Origin of the sequence: uncultured Roseobacter sp. (assembly GCF_947492555.1) — a bacterium.
Taxonomy (GTDB): domain Bacteria; phylum Pseudomonadota; class Alphaproteobacteria; order Rhodobacterales; family Rhodobacteraceae; genus Roseobacter.
Genome location: NZ_CANLNE010000001.1, coordinates 373,794 through 391,309 on the forward strand (window position 1 = coordinate 373,794; position 17,516 = coordinate 391,309).

General features: G+C 61.4%; 18 protein-coding genes. 2 read left to right on the top strand and 16 right to left on the bottom strand.

Going from position 1 to position 17,516, the window contains the following annotated elements:
- Positions 1-22 precede the first annotated feature (22 nt).
- The 7 genes from Q1A07_RS01725 to glpD all read right to left on the bottom strand — a co-directional run bounded on the left by Q1A07_RS01725 (position 23) and on the right by glpD (position 7,789).
- The gene (locus Q1A07_RS01725) at positions 23-1,747 is read right to left on the bottom strand and encodes an ABC transporter substrate-binding protein (protein WP_299777248.1); all 1,725 of its coding nucleotides are present in this window, start codon (positions 1,745-1,747) and stop codon (positions 23-25) included.
- Between the two features lie 71 nt (positions 1,748-1,818).
- Entirely contained in the window at positions 1,819-2,091 is a 273-nt protein-coding gene (locus tag Q1A07_RS01730) for a DUF2160 domain-containing protein (RefSeq protein WP_299777250.1), read from the bottom strand.
- A 121-nt stretch (positions 2,092-2,212) separates the two neighbouring features.
- Positions 2,213-3,106 carry a carbohydrate ABC transporter permease gene (locus Q1A07_RS01735; protein ID WP_299777252.1) on the bottom strand — a complete coding sequence of 298 codons (894 nt, stop codon included), beginning with the start codon at positions 3,104-3,106 and terminating at the stop codon, positions 2,213-2,215.
- Entirely contained in the window at positions 3,106-3,978 is an 873-nt protein-coding gene (locus Q1A07_RS01740) for a carbohydrate ABC transporter permease (protein WP_299777254.1), read from the bottom strand. The genes Q1A07_RS01735 and Q1A07_RS01740 overlap by 1 nt, the downstream gene beginning before the upstream one ends.
- Complete coding sequence (locus Q1A07_RS01745; protein ID WP_299777256.1) at positions 3,978-5,063, bottom strand: ABC transporter ATP-binding protein; 1,086 nt, start codon at positions 5,061-5,063, stop codon at positions 3,978-3,980. Before Q1A07_RS01745 ends, Q1A07_RS01740 begins: the two co-directional genes overlap by 1 nt.
- On the bottom strand, positions 5,063-6,151 hold the full coding sequence (locus Q1A07_RS01750; protein WP_299777258.1) for an ABC transporter ATP-binding protein: 1,089 nt from the start codon (positions 6,149-6,151) through the stop codon (positions 5,063-5,065). The genes Q1A07_RS01745 and Q1A07_RS01750 overlap by 1 nt, the downstream gene beginning before the upstream one ends.
- A gap of 15 nt (positions 6,152-6,166) precedes the next feature.
- On the bottom strand, positions 6,167-7,789 hold the full coding sequence (glpD, locus tag Q1A07_RS01755) for a glycerol-3-phosphate dehydrogenase (RefSeq protein WP_299779107.1): 1,623 nt from the start codon (positions 7,787-7,789) through the stop codon (positions 6,167-6,169).
- Between the two features lie 281 nt (positions 7,790-8,070).
- Between glpD and Q1A07_RS01760 the strand changes: the two genes are divergently transcribed.
- A complete protein-coding gene (locus Q1A07_RS01760; RefSeq protein ID WP_299777261.1) occupies positions 8,071-8,832 on the top strand; it encodes a DeoR/GlpR family DNA-binding transcription regulator in 762 nt (253 codons plus the stop codon).
- Here the strand turns inward: Q1A07_RS01760 and Q1A07_RS01765 are convergent.
- Positions 8,829-9,332 (bottom strand): MarR family transcriptional regulator, encoded by a 504-nt coding sequence (locus Q1A07_RS01765; protein ID WP_299777263.1) that lies wholly within the window; start codon positions 9,330-9,332, stop codon positions 8,829-8,831. The genes Q1A07_RS01760 and Q1A07_RS01765 overlap by 4 nt on opposite strands.
- A 96-nt stretch (positions 9,333-9,428) precedes the next feature.
- On the opposite strand from Q1A07_RS01765, the gene Q1A07_RS01770 reads away from it, so the two are divergent.
- On the top strand, positions 9,429-10,316 hold the full coding sequence (locus tag Q1A07_RS01770) for an EamA family transporter (protein WP_299777265.1): 888 nt from the start codon (positions 9,429-9,431) through the stop codon (positions 10,314-10,316).
- Here Q1A07_RS01770 and Q1A07_RS01775 read toward each other — a convergent pair.
- From Q1A07_RS01775 to Q1A07_RS01810, 8 genes are read right to left on the bottom strand one after another with little or no spacing between them, the layout of a single operon-like run.
- Positions 10,308-11,084, bottom strand: a complete 777-nt coding sequence (locus Q1A07_RS01775; protein WP_299777267.1) for a creatininase family protein — start codon at positions 11,082-11,084, stop codon at positions 10,308-10,310. The genes Q1A07_RS01770 and Q1A07_RS01775 overlap by 9 nt on opposite strands.
- Complete coding sequence (locus tag Q1A07_RS01780) at positions 11,081-12,001, bottom strand: 2-oxoglutarate and iron-dependent oxygenase domain-containing protein (protein WP_299777268.1); 921 nt, start codon at positions 11,999-12,001, stop codon at positions 11,081-11,083. Before Q1A07_RS01780 ends, Q1A07_RS01775 begins: the two co-directional genes overlap by 4 nt.
- A complete protein-coding gene (locus Q1A07_RS01785; protein WP_299777269.1) occupies positions 11,998-12,627 on the bottom strand; it encodes an NAD(P)H-dependent oxidoreductase in 630 nt (209 codons plus the stop codon). Before Q1A07_RS01785 ends, Q1A07_RS01780 begins: the two co-directional genes overlap by 4 nt.
- A complete protein-coding gene (locus Q1A07_RS01790; protein ID WP_299777271.1) occupies positions 12,628-13,209 on the bottom strand; it encodes an NAD(P)H-dependent oxidoreductase in 582 nt (193 codons plus the stop codon).
- Between the two features lie 2 nt (positions 13,210-13,211).
- Complete coding sequence (locus Q1A07_RS01795) at positions 13,212-14,612, bottom strand: FAD-binding oxidoreductase (protein ID WP_299777273.1); 1,401 nt, start codon at positions 14,610-14,612, stop codon at positions 13,212-13,214.
- Positions 14,609-15,871, bottom strand: coding sequence for a cytosine deaminase (locus tag Q1A07_RS01800; protein WP_299777275.1), 1,263 nt, complete (start codon positions 15,869-15,871; stop codon positions 14,609-14,611). The genes Q1A07_RS01795 and Q1A07_RS01800 overlap by 4 nt, the downstream gene beginning before the upstream one ends.
- Positions 15,871-16,728, bottom strand: a complete 858-nt coding sequence (locus Q1A07_RS01805; RefSeq protein WP_299777277.1) for an ABC transporter permease — start codon at positions 16,726-16,728, stop codon at positions 15,871-15,873. Before Q1A07_RS01805 ends, Q1A07_RS01800 begins: the two co-directional genes overlap by 1 nt.
- Positions 16,725-17,510 carry an ABC transporter ATP-binding protein gene (locus Q1A07_RS01810; protein ID WP_299777279.1) on the bottom strand — a complete coding sequence of 262 codons (786 nt, stop codon included), beginning with the start codon at positions 17,508-17,510 and terminating at the stop codon, positions 16,725-16,727. Before Q1A07_RS01810 ends, Q1A07_RS01805 begins: the two co-directional genes overlap by 4 nt.
- Positions 17,511-17,516: the final 6 nt, after the last annotated feature.

Sequence of the window (17,516 nt, forward strand, 5' to 3'; positions counted from 1 at the left end):
GCCCCGGCCAAAGATCAAAGACTTAGTTTTCCCAGGACTTGATCAGCTCGTCATAGCTGACCGTCTGTGGCTCTTCGTCCTCGTTTTCCAGCTTGGCGTAGGGCGCCCCTTCGCGGTCGAACCAGACCTGAGGATCTTCTTCCTCATTCATGACCGGTCCGAGATCGCCCTGAACGCCTGCGCGCTCCAGACGCTCAAGCACACGTTCCTGATCGGCACAGAGTGCATCCAGCGCTTCCTGAGGGGTCTTCGCACCGGACATTGCGTCGCCGATGTTCTGCCACCACAGCTGTGCCAGTTTCGGATAATCCGGAACGTTGGTGCCGGTTGGGGACCATGCCACACGCGCGGGCGAGCGGTAGAATTCCACCAGACCGCCGAGCTTGTCCGCCCGCTGGGTGAAGTGATCCGCATCGATGGTGCTTTCGCGGATGAACGTCAGGCCCACGTCAGACTTCTTGAGGTCGACTGTCTTGGAGACCACGAACTGCGCATAAAGCCATGCGGCCTTTGCACGGTCCACAGGGGTGGATTCCATCAGCGTCCAGCTGCCTGCGTCCTGGTATCCGATCTTCTGGCCTTCTTTCCAGTACACACCGTGCGGCGAAGGGGCCATGCGCCACTTGGGCGTGCCATCTTCGTTCATCACGGGCAGATCGGGCAGAACGGTCGCAGCGGTAAAGGCGGTGTACCAGAACATCTGCTGGGCAACGTTGCCTTGCGCCGGGATTGGACCCGCTTCGCCGAATGTCATACCGGCAGCCGCTGGCGGCGAGTACTTTTGCAGCCATTCGATCGCCTTGGTCACCGCGTAGACAGCCGCAGGCGAGTTGGTCGCACCACCACGGGCCACACAGGAACCGGTTGGCTGCGAGTTCTCGTTCACACGGATGCCCCACTCATCGACCGGCAGACCGTTGGGTTCGCCAACGTCGCCCATGCCCGCCATGGACATCCACGCGTCGGTGTAGCGCCAGCCCAGCGAGGGGTCTTTCTTGCCGTAGTCCATGTTGCCAAAGACTTCGCCTTCGACACCCATGTGGCTCAGATCACGACCGGTGAAGAACTCCGCGATATCTTCATAGGCCGACCAGTTGACCGGCACGCCGAGCTCATAGCCGTATTTCTCTTGGAAATCAGCCTTGTTCTTCTCGTCGTTGAACCAGTCGTAGCGGAACCAATAGAGGTTCGCGAACTGCTGGGTCGGCAACTGGTAGAGCTTGCCATCGGGGCCGGTCGTGAACGACGTGCCGATGAAGTCATCGACGTCCAAGGTCGACAGCGTGACGTCCGCGCCCTCGCCCGCCATCCAGTCGGTCAGGTTGCGCACCTGCTGGTAGCGCCAGTGCGTTCCGATCAGATCGCTGTCGTTGACGTAAGCGTCATAGATGTTCTCGCCCGACTGCATCTGTGTTTGCAGCTTTTCGACAACATCGCCTTCGCCGATCAGGTCATGGGTGACCTTGATACCGGTAATCGCGGTGAAGGCCGGGGCCAACACCTGGGACTCGTATTCATGCGTGGTGATCGTCTCGGAAACCACCTTGATTTCCATGCCCGCAAATGGGGCCGCCGCGTCCACGAAGAACTGCATCTCAGCTTCCTGTGCGGCGCGGTCGAGCACGGAAAGGCCAGCGATCTCGTTATCGAGGAACGCCTTTGCCGCTTCCATGTCGGCCCAGGCCGGCAGGGCCATGCACGCGACCATCGCGCCCACGGCTGTGGTTGATTTTAGTGAAAAGTTCATGTGAGTCCTCCCAAGACATTATTGAACTGTTTTCAGGCCGCCCGACATCCGCGCGACCCATTCTTCCTGACCTACACCCAGCGGAACACCGCCACGGCATAGACAAGGCACGCCAGCAGCGCATAGGGCTGCGGTGCGACCTCAAGACCCAGCCAGATCAGATTGATGAAGGCCGAGCCCAACAGCGTGATGAACAAACGATCACCGCGCGTTGTTTCGATCCGAAGAATGCCCACGCGGGGCGTCTCCGGGTATTTTATTGCAAGAATTGTGAAGGTGATCAGCAGACAGGCGATCACCCCGAAGAAAACTGCGGTGGGTATGGTCCATGCCATCCAGGCCATTAGATGTCTCCTCGCAAAGATAGAGCTGTCACCGCAGCGTGTCCCGCCCGGCGGCACCGCCGGGCGCTGATCGCGCGACGCCCGCGGTCGGTCGCTGCCCTCTGTTCTAGTTCAAACTGCATCACACCCTCCCCAGGGCAAAGCCCTTGGCGATGTAGTTGCGCACGAAGTAGATGACCAAGGCACCCGGCACGATGGTCAGCACACCAGCTGCAGCCAGCACCCCCCAGTCGATACCCGCCGCCCCTTGGGTCCGTGTCATGATGGCTGCAATAGGCTTGGCGTCGACGGTGGTCAGTGTCCGGCTCAGCAGCAGTTCCACCCAGGAGAACATGAAGCAGAAGAAGGCCGCCACGCCGATCCCGCTTGCGATCAGGGGCGTGAAGATGCGGATGAAGAAACGCGGGAAAGAATAACCGTCGAGATAAGCCGTCTCGTCGATCTCCTTGGGCACACCGCGCATAAAGCCCTCCAAGATCCAGACCGCCAGCGGGACGTTGAAGAGGCAATGCGCCAGCGCCACGGCGATATGGGTGTCAAACAAACCCACCGAAGAATAGAGCTGGAAGAACGGCAGCGCGAAAACCGCGGGCGGCGCCATCCGGTTGGTCAGCAGCCAGAAGAACAGGTGCTTGTCGCCCATGAAGCTGTAGCGCGAGAAGGCATAGGCCGCCGGCAGCGCCACCGCGAGGCTGATGGCGGTGTTCATCACCACGTAGATCAGCGAGTTGATGTAGCCGATGTACCAGCTCTCATCCGTCAGGATTTTCACGTAGTTCGCCAGCGTCAGATTCCGTGGGAACAGCGTAAACTCCCCCAGGATCTCCGTGTTGGTCTTCAGGCTCATGTTCAGCAGCCAGTAGATCGGCAGCAGCAGGAACAACAGGTAGAGCCCCATGACAATGGCCGAGCGGTTGACGCGCGGTGTCTTGCGGCGGGCCACCTGGACCTCGCTCTGGGTCACCTTGCCGGGGATCGTGCCGGCGCCGGGCGCTTGAATGGTGGTATCGGACATCAGACGCCATCCCTTTTGTCGAGGTTCGTCATCACCGTGTAGAAGACCCATGAGATCAGCAGGATGACGAGGAAATACATGATCGAGAAGGCAGCGGCGGGTCCAAGGTCGAACTGCCCCAGCGCCATTTTCACAAGGTCAATCGACAGGAAGGTCGTCGCATTGCCCGGTCCCCCACCCGTGACCACGAAGGGCTCGGTATAGATCATGAAACTGTCCATGAAGCGCAGCAGGATCGCGATCATCAGCACGCCCGCCATCTTGGGCAGTTCGATGTAGCGGAAGACGGCCCAGCGGCTCGCCTGGTCGATCTTGGCCGCCTGATAATAGGCGTTGGGAATGGACTGCAGCCCGGCATAGGCCAGCAATGCCACCAGCGAGGTCCAGTGCCAGACGTCCATCACGATCACCGTGACCCAGGCAGCAAAGATATCCTGCGTGTAGTTGTAGGAAATCCCCATCTTATCAAGCGTGTAGCCCAGCAAGCCAATGTCCACGCGGCCAAAGATCTGCCAGATCGTGCCCACCACATTCCACGGGATCAGCAGCGGCAGGGACATCAGCACAAGACAGAAGGAAGCCCAGAAGCCGCTTTTCGGCATGTTCAGCGCGATAAAGATACCCAGCGGGATTTCGATGGCGAGGATGATCCCGGAGAACATCAACTGCCGCCAGAGCGCATCCCACATGCGGTCGTCCTGCAGCATCTCGCGGAACCATTCGAGGCCCGCCCAGAAGAACTGGTTGTTGCCGAAAGTGTCCTGCACCGAATAATTCACCACCGTCATCAGCGGGATCACCGCCGAGAACGCCACAAGCACCAGCACCGGCAGCACCAGGAACCAAGCTTTTTGATTTACCGTCTTGTTCATCAGGCGGCCTCCCCTTCCGGTGCGACACGCCAGTCGTCCGCGTAAACGTTGATCCCGGCGGGATCGAAGGTAATTCTCTGCGTAGTCGCCGCGATGGTGTCGCCCTCGCCTCCGATGGCGCTGATCTCATGACCCTCCACATCCAGACGCACGATCTTGTGGCGGCCGACATCCTCCACGCGTTTGACGCGCGCGGGCACACCGGCTTCTGCGGTCGTCAGCTTGACAAATTCCGGGCGCACGCCCACCTGCACCTTGCCGTCACCGGGCTTGTACCCGGCGCCAAGCGGCACCGCCGCCCCGGCGATCTGCGCCGTCGCACCGTCGATCCTGGCGTCGAACAGGTTCATGCCCGGTGAGCCGATGAAGTATCCGACAAAGGTATGGGCGGGCCGTTCAAACAGCTCCTGCGGCGTGCCGATCTGCACCACGCGCCCGTCGTACATGACCACCACCTTGTCGGCGAATGTCAGCGCCTCAGTCTGGTCGTGGGTCACGTAGATCATCGTGTGGCCAAACTCGTGGTGCAGCGATTTCAACTGCGTGCGCAGCTCCCACTTCATATGCGGGTCGATCACCGTCAGCGGCTCGTCAAAAAGCAGCGCGTTCACGTCTTCCCGCACCATACCACGGCCCAGCGAGATCTTCTGTTTGGCATCCGCCGTCAGCCCCCGCGCCTTGCGGTTCAATTCCGCCTCCATGCCGATCATCTTGGCGATCTGGTCCACGCGTTGCGCCACATAAGACGCATCCGCGCCCCGGTTGCGCAGCGGAAAGGCCAGATTGTCGCGCACGGTCATCGTGTCATAGACAACCGGAAACTGGAACACCTGCGCGATGTTGCGCTCTGCCGTGGGCGCCTGGGTAACATCCTGATCATTAAAGAGAATGCGGCCCTGACTGGGGTGCAGCAGCCCGGAGATGATGTTCAGCAGCGTGGATTTGCCACAGCCCGACGCGCCCAGAAGGGCATAGGCCTCGCCATCCACCCAATCGTGGTTCAGCTCCTTGAGCGCGAAATCATCCTCGGACGTCGGGTTCGGCAAATAGGAATGTGCCAGATTATCCAGCGTGATCTTGGCCATTACGCGGCCTCCGCATAGGGGGCAGCGGCGACGAGATCGCCATTCTGACCAAAGATGTAGACATGTGCAGGGTCCAGATAAACCTCCAGCTCCTGTCCGGGTTGAAGCACCTGCACTCCATGCACCAGCCCCACCCAGCGTTCGCCGTGGTGATCGAGGTGCACGAAGGTCTCTGATCCGGTGATCTCGGTGACCGTCAACCGGGTCTTGAAGGACATGACCCCCGCCACATGCGGCGACAGCTCAAGATGGTTGGGCCGGAAGCCGGCAGTGTAATCCCCGTCGGGCAGGTCCATCGTCCCTGCCGTCACATCGACGTTCTGCCCGTCGCCAAAAGACAGTTTGCCGCTTTTCTTGGTGATCCTAAGAAAATTCATCGGCGGGTCGGAAAACACCCGCGCCGTGGTGGCATTCACCGGTCTGCGGTACACGGACGGCGTTGGCCCGAATTGGGTCACCTTGCCCTCCCAGAGCGCGGCGGTATTGCCGCCCAGCAGCAGCGCCTCTTCCGGTTCCGTGGTCGCGTAAACAAAGATCGACCCCGATTCCTCGAAGATCTTCGGGATCTCGGCGCGCAGCTCTTCGCGCAGCTTGTAGTCGAGGTTGGCCAGCGGCTCATCCAGCAGCACAAGTCCCGCGTTTTTCACCAGCGCCCGCGCCAGCGCACAGCGCTGTTGCTGCCCGCCCGAGAGTTCCAATGGTTTGCGGTCCAGCATCGGGGTCAACTGCATCAACTCCGCCGTCTCCCGCACCCGCGCATCGATTTCCTTGCGGGATTGACCCAGCAGCCGCATCGGTGAGGCGATGTTGTCGTAGACCGTCATCGACGGGTAATTGATGAACTGCTGGTAAACCATCGCCACCTTGCGGTCCTGCACACGCATGCCGGTCACGTCTTCACCGTTCCAGATCACGCGGCCCGTGGCGGGTACATCAAGCCCCGCCATCAGCCGCATCAGCGATGTCTTGCCCGACAGCGTCGGCCCCAGGAGCACGTTCATCGTGCCCTTCTCAAGTGCTATATCCGTTGGATAAATATGGGTTTCCCCGCCAACGGTCTTAGACACCCCTTCCAGGATCAAGGTCATGTCCGTCCCCCAATTCTATTCCGCCGCGTTGGATGAATGTTCCGCAGGATGATCCTGCATGAACGTCTCCACCTCGGCAATTTGTTCTTTTGTCAGTCTCAGCCCCAGCTTGTTGCGCCGCCAGACGACGTCTTCGGCGGTGCGGGCGTATTCGTTTTTCTGCAGCCAGCGGATTTCGCGCTCGGTCAGGCTCGCGCCAAAGCCTTGCCCCATCTCCGCTTCGGTCTCGGCACCCGCCATCACGTCCCAGGCCTCAGTGCCGTAGGCACGGACCAGACGCCGCGACCAGAAATCGGTCAGAAAGGCAAAATCCTCGCGCAGCCGCCGGACCAGCATGTCGAAACCGTCGACGGCGAAATCGCCGCCCGGCAGGGCAACACCCGCGGTCCAATGGCCGGAGGTGCCCGGAAAGAACGGCACGATCTTGTCCATCGCGTCCTCGGCCAGCTTGCGGTAGGTGGTGATCTTGCCGCCAAAGACGTTGAGGATGGGTGCGCCACCAGCATCATCCACTTTCAGCGTGTAATCCCGCGTGGCCGCCGTGGCACTGCTGGCCCCATCGTCATAAAGCGGGCGCACGCCGGAATAGCTCCAGACCACATCCTCGGGGCCAATATCCTGCTTGAGATACTGGTTGATGAAATTCAACAGGTAGTCGCGTTCTTCGTCGGTGCACTCGGGCTTCACACCCGGGTCGCTGTGTTCCGCGTCCGTCGTGCCGATCAGGGTGAAATCCGTCTCATAGGGAATAGCAAAGATGATGCGCCCGTCCGTGCCCTGAAAGAAATAGCATTTGTCGTGGTCATAAAGACGACGGGTCACGATATGGCTGCCACGCACCAGACGCACGCCTTCGGTGGAATTGATCCGCACCTTTTGCTGAATGATGTCGCCGACCCAGGGGCCACCGGCATTCACCAGCATCCGCGCCCGCACCACCTTGGTCTCCGCGCGCGCAATGTCTTCGAGGGTGATTTCCCAAAGATCCTCCACCCGCGCGGCGCTGACCACCTTGGTACGCACCATCACATCGGCCCCACGCGCCTCGGCATCGCGGGCGTTCAGAACCACAAGGCGCGAATCCTCGATCCAGCAATCCGAATACTCGTAGGCCTTTTCGAACCGGTCTTCGAGCGGCGCGCCCTCGGTGCTGTTCCTGAGGTCCAGCGTCTTGGTCGCCGGCAGGATTTTCCGCCCGCCGAGATTGTCATAAAGCATCAATCCAAAGCGGATCAGCCACGCCGGACGCCGCCCTTTCATCCAAGGCATCAGCACATTCAGAATGCGCGAGGTCGGGGTCGAGCCTTCGAAACGCATGTCCTTGTGATAGGGCAGCACGAACCGCATGGGCCAGCTGATATGCGGCATCGCCTTCAGCAGCACCTCGCGTTCCGCCAGCGCATGACGCACCAGATTGATCTCGAAATATTCCAGATAGCGCAGGCCACCATGAAAGAGCTTGGTCGACGCCGACGAGGTTGCCGAGGCGAGATCATTCATCTCGGCCAATGCAACGCTCAGACCACGCCCGGCCGCATCCCGGGCGATACCGCATCCATTGATGCCGCCCCCCACGATGAACAGGTCATATGTGTCGGATTGCTTTTGCAGCGACGCCACCAGACCCTCCCAATCCATGTGCGTGAACAACGAGCGAAGGGGTAGCGCACTGTTTCAAACGGATCAAGCGAATTTTTTCGTTTATGTTCGCTTTTGCTCGAAATCGAGCCATATGTGGAAATTGGCTTGCAATACGACCAAACGCGAACTTGTTGGCATCGCGGCAATTTTCCCGCCTTACGTGCATTCCGAGTCGCTCATGATCGCGCCCGTACACTGCATCCCGCCTGTTCGGGCATTGGAAAAAACATTGGAAATGAAACATTTTTTCGTCTAACCACCCTTTTAGGAGAAGTTAAATGTCGCAGACGTTCCGGCACCCGGACATCCTGAAAATCGCGCAGCGCGAAGGCAAAGTCACCGTTGAAGGCCTGGCGGAGCACTTCGGTGTAACGCTGCAAACGATCCGGCGCGATCTGACCGAACTGGCCGAAGCGAACAAACTCGAACGTGTGCACGGCGGTGCGATTCTCCCCTCCGGCACCACCAACATCGAATATGACGAACGGCGCAACCTGAACCAGAGCTCGAAACTGGCGATGGCCCGCGCCTGTGCGGCGCAGATCCCCGAAGGCTGTTCGGTTTTTCTCAATATCGGCACCAGCACCGAGGCCGTTGCCCGTGAGCTGCTGCACCACCGCGACCTGATGGTCGTGACCAATAACATGAACATCGCCAATATTCTGGTGGACAATACCGATTGCCAGATCATCGTGACAGGTGGTGCGCTACGCCGGTCCGATGGCGGGCTGGTGGGCAACATCACCATCGACACGATCCGGCAGTTCAAATTCGATATCGCCGTGATCGGCTGTTCCGCGATGGACGAAGACGGCGATTTGCTTGATTTCGACATTCACGAAGTCGGCGTCAGCCAGACCATCATCGCACAGTCCCGCAAATGCTTCCTGGTGGCCGATCATTCCAAGTTCAGCCGCACCGCCCCCGCCCGCATCGCCTCTATGCGCGCGCTGTCGACAGTCTTCACAGACCTGCCCCTGCCCCGCGAATTGGCAGAGCGCTGTGCGACCTGGGGCACGCAGGTCGTCCTCGTCGATTAGTCTTCTGTCTTGGGTGGCGTTTCCGCATCCGACAGGATGCGCGCCAAGAGCCGGGTCAGGGTATCGCGTTCGTCATCGGACAGCGCCTTGAGCAATCGGTCCTGCGTCTCCACGTGATCGTGCAGCGTGTTTTCGACCACGCTCTTGCCCTCGGGCGTCAGGGCAATGAGGAAGGACCGGCTGTCATCCGGGTTGACCTTGCGTGCAACATAGCCTGCGGTAGCCAGTTTATCGATGCGGTGGGTCATGGTCCCAGAGGTGACCATCGTGCTGTCAATCAACTGTCCCGGCGACAATTGATAGGGCGGCCCGGACCGCAGCAAGGTCGCCAGAACGTCGAACCATGCAGCGTTCAGCCCATGCGCCCGGAAATTCGCGCCCATGCCTTCGGAGAAGATTTGTGCCACCCGCGCAACCCGCCCCACGGCAGCCATGGGTCCAGTATCCAGATCGGGCCGTTCCGCTGCCCATTGCGCAATGATCTTGTCCACGTGGTCCATACTCACTTGTCACCCGCAACCATCTTGACGTCAAGATTAATGCGCTTATCTTGACATCAAGACAGATATCTTGATTTCAAACTAAATGGACCTGCCATGCCGCGCCTTTCCGATATCCTGCTGACCGCCCTGGCCCCGATCATCTGGGGATCCTCCTACATCATCACGACGGAAATGCTGCCCGGTCAGTCACCTTTCCTGATCGCGCTGCTGCGCGCCCTGCCCGCCGGGATGATCTTGATGCTCCTTGCGCGCCAGCTGCCGAGGGGCATCTGGTGGGGTCGCGTGGCCGTGCTGGGCATCCTCAATTTCAGCCTGTTCTGGAGCCTTCTTTTCGTGGCCGCCTACCGCCTGCCGGGTGGCCTTGCCGCGATGCTGGGAGCGGTGCAACCGCTGGCGGTGATCTTTCTGGCGCGCGGGCTTCTGGGCCAGGCGATCCGCCCACTGGCCGTTTTTGCCGCCCTGGCCGGGCTCTTTGGCGTGGGATTGCTGTTGTTCCGCCCTGAGGCGTCTCTGGACCCGTTGGGCATCGCGGCAGGGTTGCTGGGGGCTGCGTCGATGGCGGCAGGCGTTGTGCTGACGCGCAGGTGGCAGCCGGACGTGCCGCTGCTGACCTTCACCGCCTGGCAACTGACGGCGGGCGGGCTGTTCCTGATCCCGGTTGCCGTCTTAGCGGTGCCCGATTGGCCCTCGCTTGACACGACCAACCTTACCGGGCTTGCCTACCTGTCGCTAATCGGCGGGGCGCTCACCTATTTCCTGTGGTTCCGGGGCATCGCGCGGATCAATCCTGCCGCTGTGTCCAGCCTTGGATTTCTCAGCCCGCTGACGGCCATTCTGCTGGGCTGGATGCTGCTTGGTGAAACGCTTACGGCGCTTCAGATCGCCGGTGCAATCGTCATCCTGATCAGCGTGCGGCTGGGTCAGGGTGGCAGGCTTTCCCTGCCCCGCCTGATCGGAAAAAAGCCCGCCGTCTCACAATGAGGCCGGAAGGTCGGTCTGCGCCATCTTGCGCAGCAGATCGACAAAACCCGCCACCTGGTATCGCGTGGTTGCGGCCCCTTTCTCGGCCGTAGCCAGATGCGCCTCGCCCACCGTGCCCTCGGGGTTCAGATCGCTGGCGATCCAGCCGTAGGACACCGGTCCAATGGGTGAAATCGCGCTCTGCTCGGCGGTGGAGCGAAAATCCTGCGCCGCCGACATATCCACCGTTTGAGGTCGGAAATGCAGCATCAGCGATGTCTCCACATCGCCGCCGTGAATGCCGAACTGCTTCTCTTGATCAGAATACATCCCCTCCGGCGTGCCGAACGCCCCCCATTGGCATTTGACCGCCAGCATATCCGCCTGCACCCGCAACTCGCGTGACAGGATCGAAACGAGGTCGAGATTGCCGCCATGGGAATTCACAATCGCGATCTTGCGGATGCCCGCCCGCGCGACGCTGAGGCCGATCTCTGTCCAGACGGCCAGCGCCGTTGCCGCCGTGAGGGTCAGGGTCCCCGCCGCCCAAAGATGCTCGTTCGACTTGCCCACGGCCTGCAGAGGCAAAATCCGCAGGTCCAGATCGTCGGGGGCCTGACGGTGCAACTCCTCCAGCATGCCCTGTCCGATCAGCGTATCGGTCCCCACGGGCAGATGCGGCCCATGCTGTTCGATGGCCGCCGTCGGCAGGATGGCAATGGTCTTCATCGGATCGATATCCGAGAAATCCGGCGCCCTGAAATCTGCCCAATCACGCATGCCGCTCATGTCCCCTCCTTTGGCGCATAGGTCGCGTCCAAGCGGGATTGCAGGTAATCGGCTGCGCGCACCGGGGGGTATTTCGGCGTGCCCGTGCCCGGCAAGGCGGCCACGACCGTATCAGGATGCGCCTCAACAAAAAACGCAACAGACCGGCGCTGGCGTTTAGGGGGCAACACACGGTGCGGGGTAGAGACATAGATGTCATTGGTCCAGCGCATCAGGCAATCGCCGATGTTGACCACGTAAGCCCCCGGCACATGCGGCACATCGGTCCAGTCCCCGCCGCGCGGTTTGACCTGCAATCCGGCCTCGCCATCGGTCATCAGCAGGGTAATCGCCCCATAATCGGTATGCGCACCCGCCCCGATCTCATTTTTAGCGCCAGAGCCGGGCGGGTAGTGCAGCAGTCGCAGCGCCGCGAGCGGATCGTTAAACGCGGATGTGAAATGTTCCGGCTCCAGCCCGAGGTCAGCTGCAAAGGCGCGGTGAATGTCGATGCCCAGCGCAAGGGCCGCATCGAAATAGGCAAGCGCCGTTTCCCGAAACCCGTCGATCTGCGGCCAAACATTCACGCCGCGAAAGGGCTCACCCCGCAAGACGCGCGGATCATCGGGGGCCAGATCAAAGCCGATGTTGAAGCTTTCCTTGCGGTCCACCAGTGCCGAGCTGTCATCGAGCGACTCGTCGCCTTCCGCCGCCCAGCCGCGATAATGCGGGGTGTTCAGGATCGACAGGGCGCGTTTCTCCGCGATGGGCTGGGTGAAAAAAGCATCCGCCATGTCGAAGATGCGGGCGCGCAGTGCCTCGGGCACCGTATGGTTCTCCAGCAGGAAAAACCCCGGCCCCCGGACCGCCTGCCCCAGCTCCGCGAGAAAACCCGCGCGATCTGTGGTGAATTTCCCCCAGTCCAGCAACGGAATCATACGCGCGCCTCCTTCTGTCGGGTGGGCAACGCGCCGATAAAGCTCTCCATCTTGCGGGCCACGCGAGCCAGATGGGCGCGGCGGGATGCCTCCGTGGAGCTGTCCATCAGGTAGTGCGCCGCAAAGGCGGTTTTGCACCTTTTGGCGCAGATGGCGCGCACGCCGCGCAGGATCATGCGTTTGCCCGGCGACCCGATCAGCTGCGTCAGCCACCAACTGGCCCCGCAGGTCGTGAAGACCGCTAGCCGCGTGATGTGGGTTAGCCCGGGGCGGATATTGTCATTCTGCCCGTCAGGCATCAGAAACGCCACATCCGGCAAAAGCACGCGGTCGAGCCAGCCCTTGAGCATCGCAGGCAACCCATACCACCAGGTCGGGTAGACGAAAATCAGTGTGTCACACCACAACACGTCCTCGACATCCTGCGCCACCGGCGTGCGGTTGGCGGGCGTGTCTTCATAGATGTCCAGTTCCGCTTCCGTCAGCACAGGCGCAAACCCGCTGCGATAGAGGTCGATCACCCGCACCTCTGCCTCCGCGTCACGCAGCTTGTCCACCACGACATCCCTGATGGCAGCGGTGAAGCTGGTCTCCTTCGGGTGACAATAGACAACAAGCGCGCGCATTCAGAGCCTCTCCATTTCCGCATCGACACGCGACAGAAAACCGGCCCGCTGACCGTCCGTCGCCCGGTTCATATCATAGAGCGCCAGATATCGGGTCTTTTCCGGGCGGCAGACGTGCCAGACCGCGCGGGTCACCGATTTGCGCGGCGGGTCCCCGGCCATCATGGCGCGCAGTCGCGTGCCGCCATAGGTCGTCACCGCCGCCAGTTTGCGGATGTGCTGAAGGTTCGGCATCACCTTACCATTTTGCAGGGTGAATGAGACGCCTGGCAGAAAGACCCGATCAAAAAATCCTTTCAGGACAGCGGGGTATCCGAAATTCCACACCGGAAACACCAGAACCAGCGCTTCGGCTTGCCGCAGCCGCGCCACATAGTCCGCCACCGGGGCGATATTGTGCCCCGCATCGTGATATGTGCGGCGTTCCATGGCCGTCAGGACCGGGGAAAACCCTTCCGCGTTCAGGTCGCAATCGTCCACGTCCCACCCGCGCGCGCGCAACCGGTTGACCACGCAGTCATGCAGCGCGGCGGAAAAGCTTTCAGCGCAAGGGTGGGCAAAGAGGACAAGCGCGCGGGTCATGCCTATTCTGCGGCCCGCAGTTTCGGATAGCTGTACATGCGGTCAAACGACCAGTTTGGATCGTCCCAGGCGATCATCTTGCCCGGGTTCAGCAAGCCCTTGGGGTCGGCTTCGCGTTTGAAGGCCAGTTGGCGGTCATCCACGGTTTGCCGCCCGCCCTCCTCCAGCGTGTAGCGATGCGGATTGAAGATCAGCGCGCCCGCCTCTTCGTGCATCCGGATGATCTCGTCCAGCCGTTCTTCACCGGCGAACTTGACAAGGCTGAGGCCCGCGAACATGATCTTGCCGTTCTCCTTCATCACCTCCAGATGCTGCAGAACCTCGGGGCTCAACGCATCACGCATCTTCTCGATCAGCTCCAGATGCTGCGGGAAGCCATAACGCACCTGCAGATAGGTGATGCTGGGGTCCACCTTCAGCGCGCGCAACGTCGTATGGTTCCAGCCGTATTCAAAGATCATGCCGGGCCCGCGCGCCCAATTATGATCATCGCTGCGGTAGATCAGCCGCGCCTCGGGGCGCCGCCCGAGAAAGGTCTCGAACCCGTCCATGGATTGCGGCGCCACCATCAGGGCGATCAGGTTGGTGTCTGCCTCCACATGCGGGGCAACCCGCTGAAAATAGTCTTTGGCGATGGGCGCCTCGAAAACGGTCGCGAGCTTGATCAGGATGCCGTCTTCATTGGCCAGCTCTTCGGCAAACCGCGCCGCCTGCATGAAGTCATCGGTGGCCACGAACATCTCCACCCAGTCATAGGCCGGGGCCAAGGGCATCTCGACCTCGGTGATGATGCCGTTTGTGCCATAGGCATGGCTGACCCGCGCCAGTTCCTCGCCGCGGAAGTCCAGAACGCGCGGCTCTTCTTCCATCGTGACGACCCGCAGGCGGATGATATTGCCCAGATCGCGCAAGGACCCCCAGGTGCAGGAGCCGACGCCGCCTGAGCCGCCCGCGATGAACCCGCCGATGGTTGCCGTCGCCCAGGTGGAGGAGAACATGCGGATCTCCTGGCCTGAGTGTTCCTTGCAGGCCGCATCGAGATCCTTGAGCAGGCACCCCGGCTCCACCACCACCCGGCCCGGATGGATGTCCTTGACCGCCGTCATGTGCCGCAGGTGCATCACACAGCCGCCCGCGAGCGGCATCGCCTGCCCGTAGTTGCCGGTGCCCGCCCCGCGCGTGGTGACCGGCACGTCATGCGCATAGCAGACCTTTAACACCTCGATGACCTCGGCCTCGCTGCGCGGGCTGACGACAAAATCGGCTGTGACCTCGTCCAGACGCGCCTTGAGCACGGGTGAGTACCAGAAGAAATCCCGGCTCTTGGCTTTGATGCCTGCACCCGTGTCTTCAAGGTCGAGATGGGAAAGCGCGGCCTTGGCGGCGGCAATATCTGCGGTCATGGCGTCCTCATCAGATGGTCAAGTTCGGCGTAGTCGGGCAATTGGCGGTCGATCTGCTGCCCCTCCCTTATGACGATGCGATCGGCCTGCGGGCGGGCAAAAAGCTCCGCCCAATTGCGCGCGCGACAGATTACCAGATCGGCGGGCATGCCCACCTCGAAACCCGGCAGGTCAAAGCCGCAGGCCTTGGCCGGGTTGGTCACGAAAGCATGGCTCCAATCCGCCGTGGAATGGTCCAGATGCCCGATGCGGGTCGCCTCGCGCATCACCTCGATCATATCCAGATCGCCATAGGCGTAAAAGGGATCGCGCGTGTTGTCGGAGGCAAAGGAGACGTTGACGCCCCGCGCCTTCAGCTCGTGCACAAGGGTGATGCCGCGCATTCGTGGCGTGCCGTCCTGCCGGTCCTGCAGGTAGAGATTGCACATCGGCAGCGACACCACGTGCAAGCCCGCCTCGGCCACCAGATCCATGGTCTCGGCTGCACGGTTCGGGTCCTGTGCGGAGAGCGAACAGAGGTGCCCCACGGTGACGGGTGCGTCGAACCCCGTCTCCAGCACTGCTTGGGCAATCACCCTCAAGGTCTCGGACGATGGGTCGAGCGTCTCATCCACGTGAAAATCTGCCTGCAGGCCCCGCTCGCCTGCCAGTTTGAAGAAATACGCGACGCGTTCTGCGATGTCGGGGACCGGATAGGCCACCATGCCCAGCACGCCGCCCGCTTCCGCCACCAGATCTGCCGTATGCGCAAAAGGCGTCTCCGGTCCGACGGCATCGCAGCCCACAAGGCAGGCCGCCTGCAGATCGATCCGCCCCTGCCACCGCGCGCGCATCTCCTTGAACACGGGCCAGGAGATGTCGTCCTGCGGCGGGATGCTATCGATATGCGTGCGCAGGGCGCGGGTGCCATGGGCGTAGGCGCAGCGCAGGGCGAAATTCATCCGCGTCGCCACGTCTTCGGCCGTCCAATTGGCCTGCCGATCCGCGCCCACCGTGGCCAACGCGCCGTCGAAACTGCCGTCCGGGTTGGCCGCGCGGGGCCAGATGTGACCCTTGTCCAGATGCGTATGCATGTCCACGAAAGCGGGGAAGGCCATGGCGCCTTTCATATCGACTTCGGTGCCCGGTTGATCGCTGATCCTGCCGTCCTGAATATGCAGGTCGCGCGTGGTCAGATCGCCGCTACCTGCCAGAAAACAGGCAGGCACCGTCAGGTTTTTCAGCGTCAATGGCCCGGGAGGAAGGTCGAGAAAATCCATCAGTGATCCCGTTTCAACGCGCTCTCATGCCATTTGCGCAGCAGCATGTGGCTGAGGAAACTGAGACCCGCAAAGATGATCACGCCGGTGACCGCAATGAGAATGAGCGCTGCAAACATACGCGGGATGTTGAGCCTGTAGCCTGCCTCCAATATCCGGAACGCGAGGCCCGATTTCAGCCCGCCGGTGCCTGCCACATATTCCGCCACCACCGCGCCAATCAGCGACAGCCCGCCCGCGATGCGCAACCCCCCCAGGAAATAGGGCAGCGCGGAGGGCAATTGCAAAAACCGCAAGGTCTGCCAGCGCGAGGCGCCGTAGATGCGGAACAGATCACGCAGATTGTGGTCGGCGGAGTTCAACCCAAGGGTCGTGTTGCTCAGCACCGGGAAAAACGCCACCAACCAGGCGCAGAGCAGTAGCCCCGCAATCCGGCTGTCGACATAGATGAAGATCAGCGGCGCGATGGCCACGATGGGTGTAACCTGCAGGATCACCGCGTAGGGGTAAAAGCTCATCTCCACCAACCGCGATTGGGTAAAGAGTACGGCCAACCCGACGCCGCCCACCACGGCCACCGCCAGTGCCATCAGGGTGATCTGCACCGTGACCAGCAGTGCCTCGAACAGCATCGCCCAATCCTTGACCAGCGTTTCAAAGACAAGCCCCGGCCCCGGCAGGATGTAATGCGGTATCTCGTTCCAGACGACGATCCGGTCCCAGAGCGCCAGCATGATCACAAGCACCAGCGCAGGCAGCAGCCATTTTCCGAATTTCTCCAGACGCTTGCGGCGCAGGCGGGCGGTTTCATCCGCATCCAGCTGCAGTGGCGGGTCGGTGGGATCGGCGACGCTCATGCGGCCTCTCCCATCGCGTCGTGCAGGGCATCCGTGGCGCGGCGGGTGAAGGCGGCGTATTCCGACGAGGTTCTGAAGTCCGCATCGCGTGGATAGGGCGCATCCACATCCAGCTCCGTGATCACCCGACCCGGGCGCGCTGCCATGACGACGATGCGGTCCGACAGGAAGACGGATTCGAAAACCGAATGCGTGACAAAGATCACGGTGCAGCCGATGGCCGCCTTGAGCCGTAGCAGATCGTTGTTCAGCTTGAACCGCGTGATCTCATCCAAGGCGGCAAAAGGCTCATCCATCAGGATCAGCCGGGGCCGTGTCACCATGGCCCGCGCAATGGACACCCGCATCTTCATGCCTCCCGAAAGCTCCCTCGGATAGCTGTTCTGGAATTTCTCCAGCCCGACCAGTTTCAACGCTTCCAGCACATCATCGCGCACGGCGGTATAGGGTTGACCGCGCAGCCGGAACGGCAGCCAAACGTTCTGCGCCACCGTGGCCCAGGGCATCAGCGTTGGCTCCTGAAAGACCACGCCCAGATCACCGCTGTCGTGATCCCCGGCCCAGGTGATACGGCCGGACGTCGGGTGCAACAGATCGGAGATCAGACGTAACGCTGTGGATTTTCCGCATCCCGACGGCCCCAGAAGCGAGATAAAATCGCCCTCCCGCACCTGCAGGGACATGCCCTTGAGCGCGGTCACCGTACCGTTGAAGGTCTTGTCCACATGCTCCATCCGCAAAAGCTCCGGACGCGATGTGGGCGACAGCCCCGATGTTGTCATATACCC

What these genes read in the sequence shown, in the direction of transcription:
- Q1A07_RS01725 (WP_299777248.1), bottom strand. Translation starts at nt 1,747, where the DNA reads ATGAACTTTTCACTAAAATCAACCACAGCCGTGGGCGCGATGGTCGCG.
- Q1A07_RS01730 (WP_299777250.1), bottom strand. Translation starts at nt 2,091, where the DNA reads ATGGCCTGGATGGCATGGACCATACCCACCGCAGTTTTCTTCGGGGTG.
- Q1A07_RS01735 (WP_299777252.1), bottom strand. Translation starts at nt 3,106, where the DNA reads ATGTCCGATACCACCATTCAAGCGCCCGGCGCCGGCACGATCCCCGGC.
- Q1A07_RS01740 (WP_299777254.1), bottom strand. Translation starts at nt 3,978, where the DNA reads ATGAACAAGACGGTAAATCAAAAAGCTTGGTTCCTGGTGCTGCCGGTG.
- Q1A07_RS01745 (WP_299777256.1), bottom strand. Translation starts at nt 5,063, where the DNA reads ATGGCCAAGATCACGCTGGATAATCTGGCACATTCCTATTTGCCGAAC.
- Q1A07_RS01750 (WP_299777258.1), bottom strand. Translation starts at nt 6,151, where the DNA reads ATGACCTTGATCCTGGAAGGGGTGTCTAAGACCGTTGGCGGGGAAACC.
- glpD (WP_299779107.1), bottom strand. Translation starts at nt 7,789, where the DNA reads ATGGATTGGGAGGGTCTGGTGGCGTCGCTGCAAAAGCAATCCGACACA.
- Q1A07_RS01760 (WP_299777261.1), top strand. Translation starts at nt 8,071, where the DNA reads ATGTCGCAGACGTTCCGGCACCCGGACATCCTGAAAATCGCGCAGCGC.
- Q1A07_RS01765 (WP_299777263.1), bottom strand. Translation starts at nt 9,332, where the DNA reads ATGGACCACGTGGACAAGATCATTGCGCAATGGGCAGCGGAACGGCCC.
- Q1A07_RS01770 (WP_299777265.1), top strand. Translation starts at nt 9,429, where the DNA reads ATGCCGCGCCTTTCCGATATCCTGCTGACCGCCCTGGCCCCGATCATC.
- Q1A07_RS01775 (WP_299777267.1), bottom strand. Translation starts at nt 11,084, where the DNA reads ATGAGCGGCATGCGTGATTGGGCAGATTTCAGGGCGCCGGATTTCTCG.
- Q1A07_RS01780 (WP_299777268.1), bottom strand. Translation starts at nt 12,001, where the DNA reads ATGATTCCGTTGCTGGACTGGGGGAAATTCACCACAGATCGCGCGGGT.
- Q1A07_RS01785 (WP_299777269.1), bottom strand. Translation starts at nt 12,627, where the DNA reads ATGCGCGCGCTTGTTGTCTATTGTCACCCGAAGGAGACCAGCTTCACC.
- Q1A07_RS01790 (WP_299777271.1), bottom strand. Translation starts at nt 13,209, where the DNA reads ATGACCCGCGCGCTTGTCCTCTTTGCCCACCCTTGCGCTGAAAGCTTT.
- Q1A07_RS01795 (WP_299777273.1), bottom strand. Translation starts at nt 14,612, where the DNA reads ATGACCGCAGATATTGCCGCCGCCAAGGCCGCGCTTTCCCATCTCGAC.
- Q1A07_RS01800 (WP_299777275.1), bottom strand. Translation starts at nt 15,871, where the DNA reads ATGGATTTTCTCGACCTTCCTCCCGGGCCATTGACGCTGAAAAACCTG.
- Q1A07_RS01805 (WP_299777277.1), bottom strand. Translation starts at nt 16,728, where the DNA reads ATGAGCGTCGCCGATCCCACCGACCCGCCACTGCAGCTGGATGCGGAT.
- Q1A07_RS01810 (WP_299777279.1), bottom strand. Translation starts at nt 17,510, where the DNA reads ATGACAACATCGGGGCTGTCGCCCACATCGCGTCCGGAGCTTTTGCGG.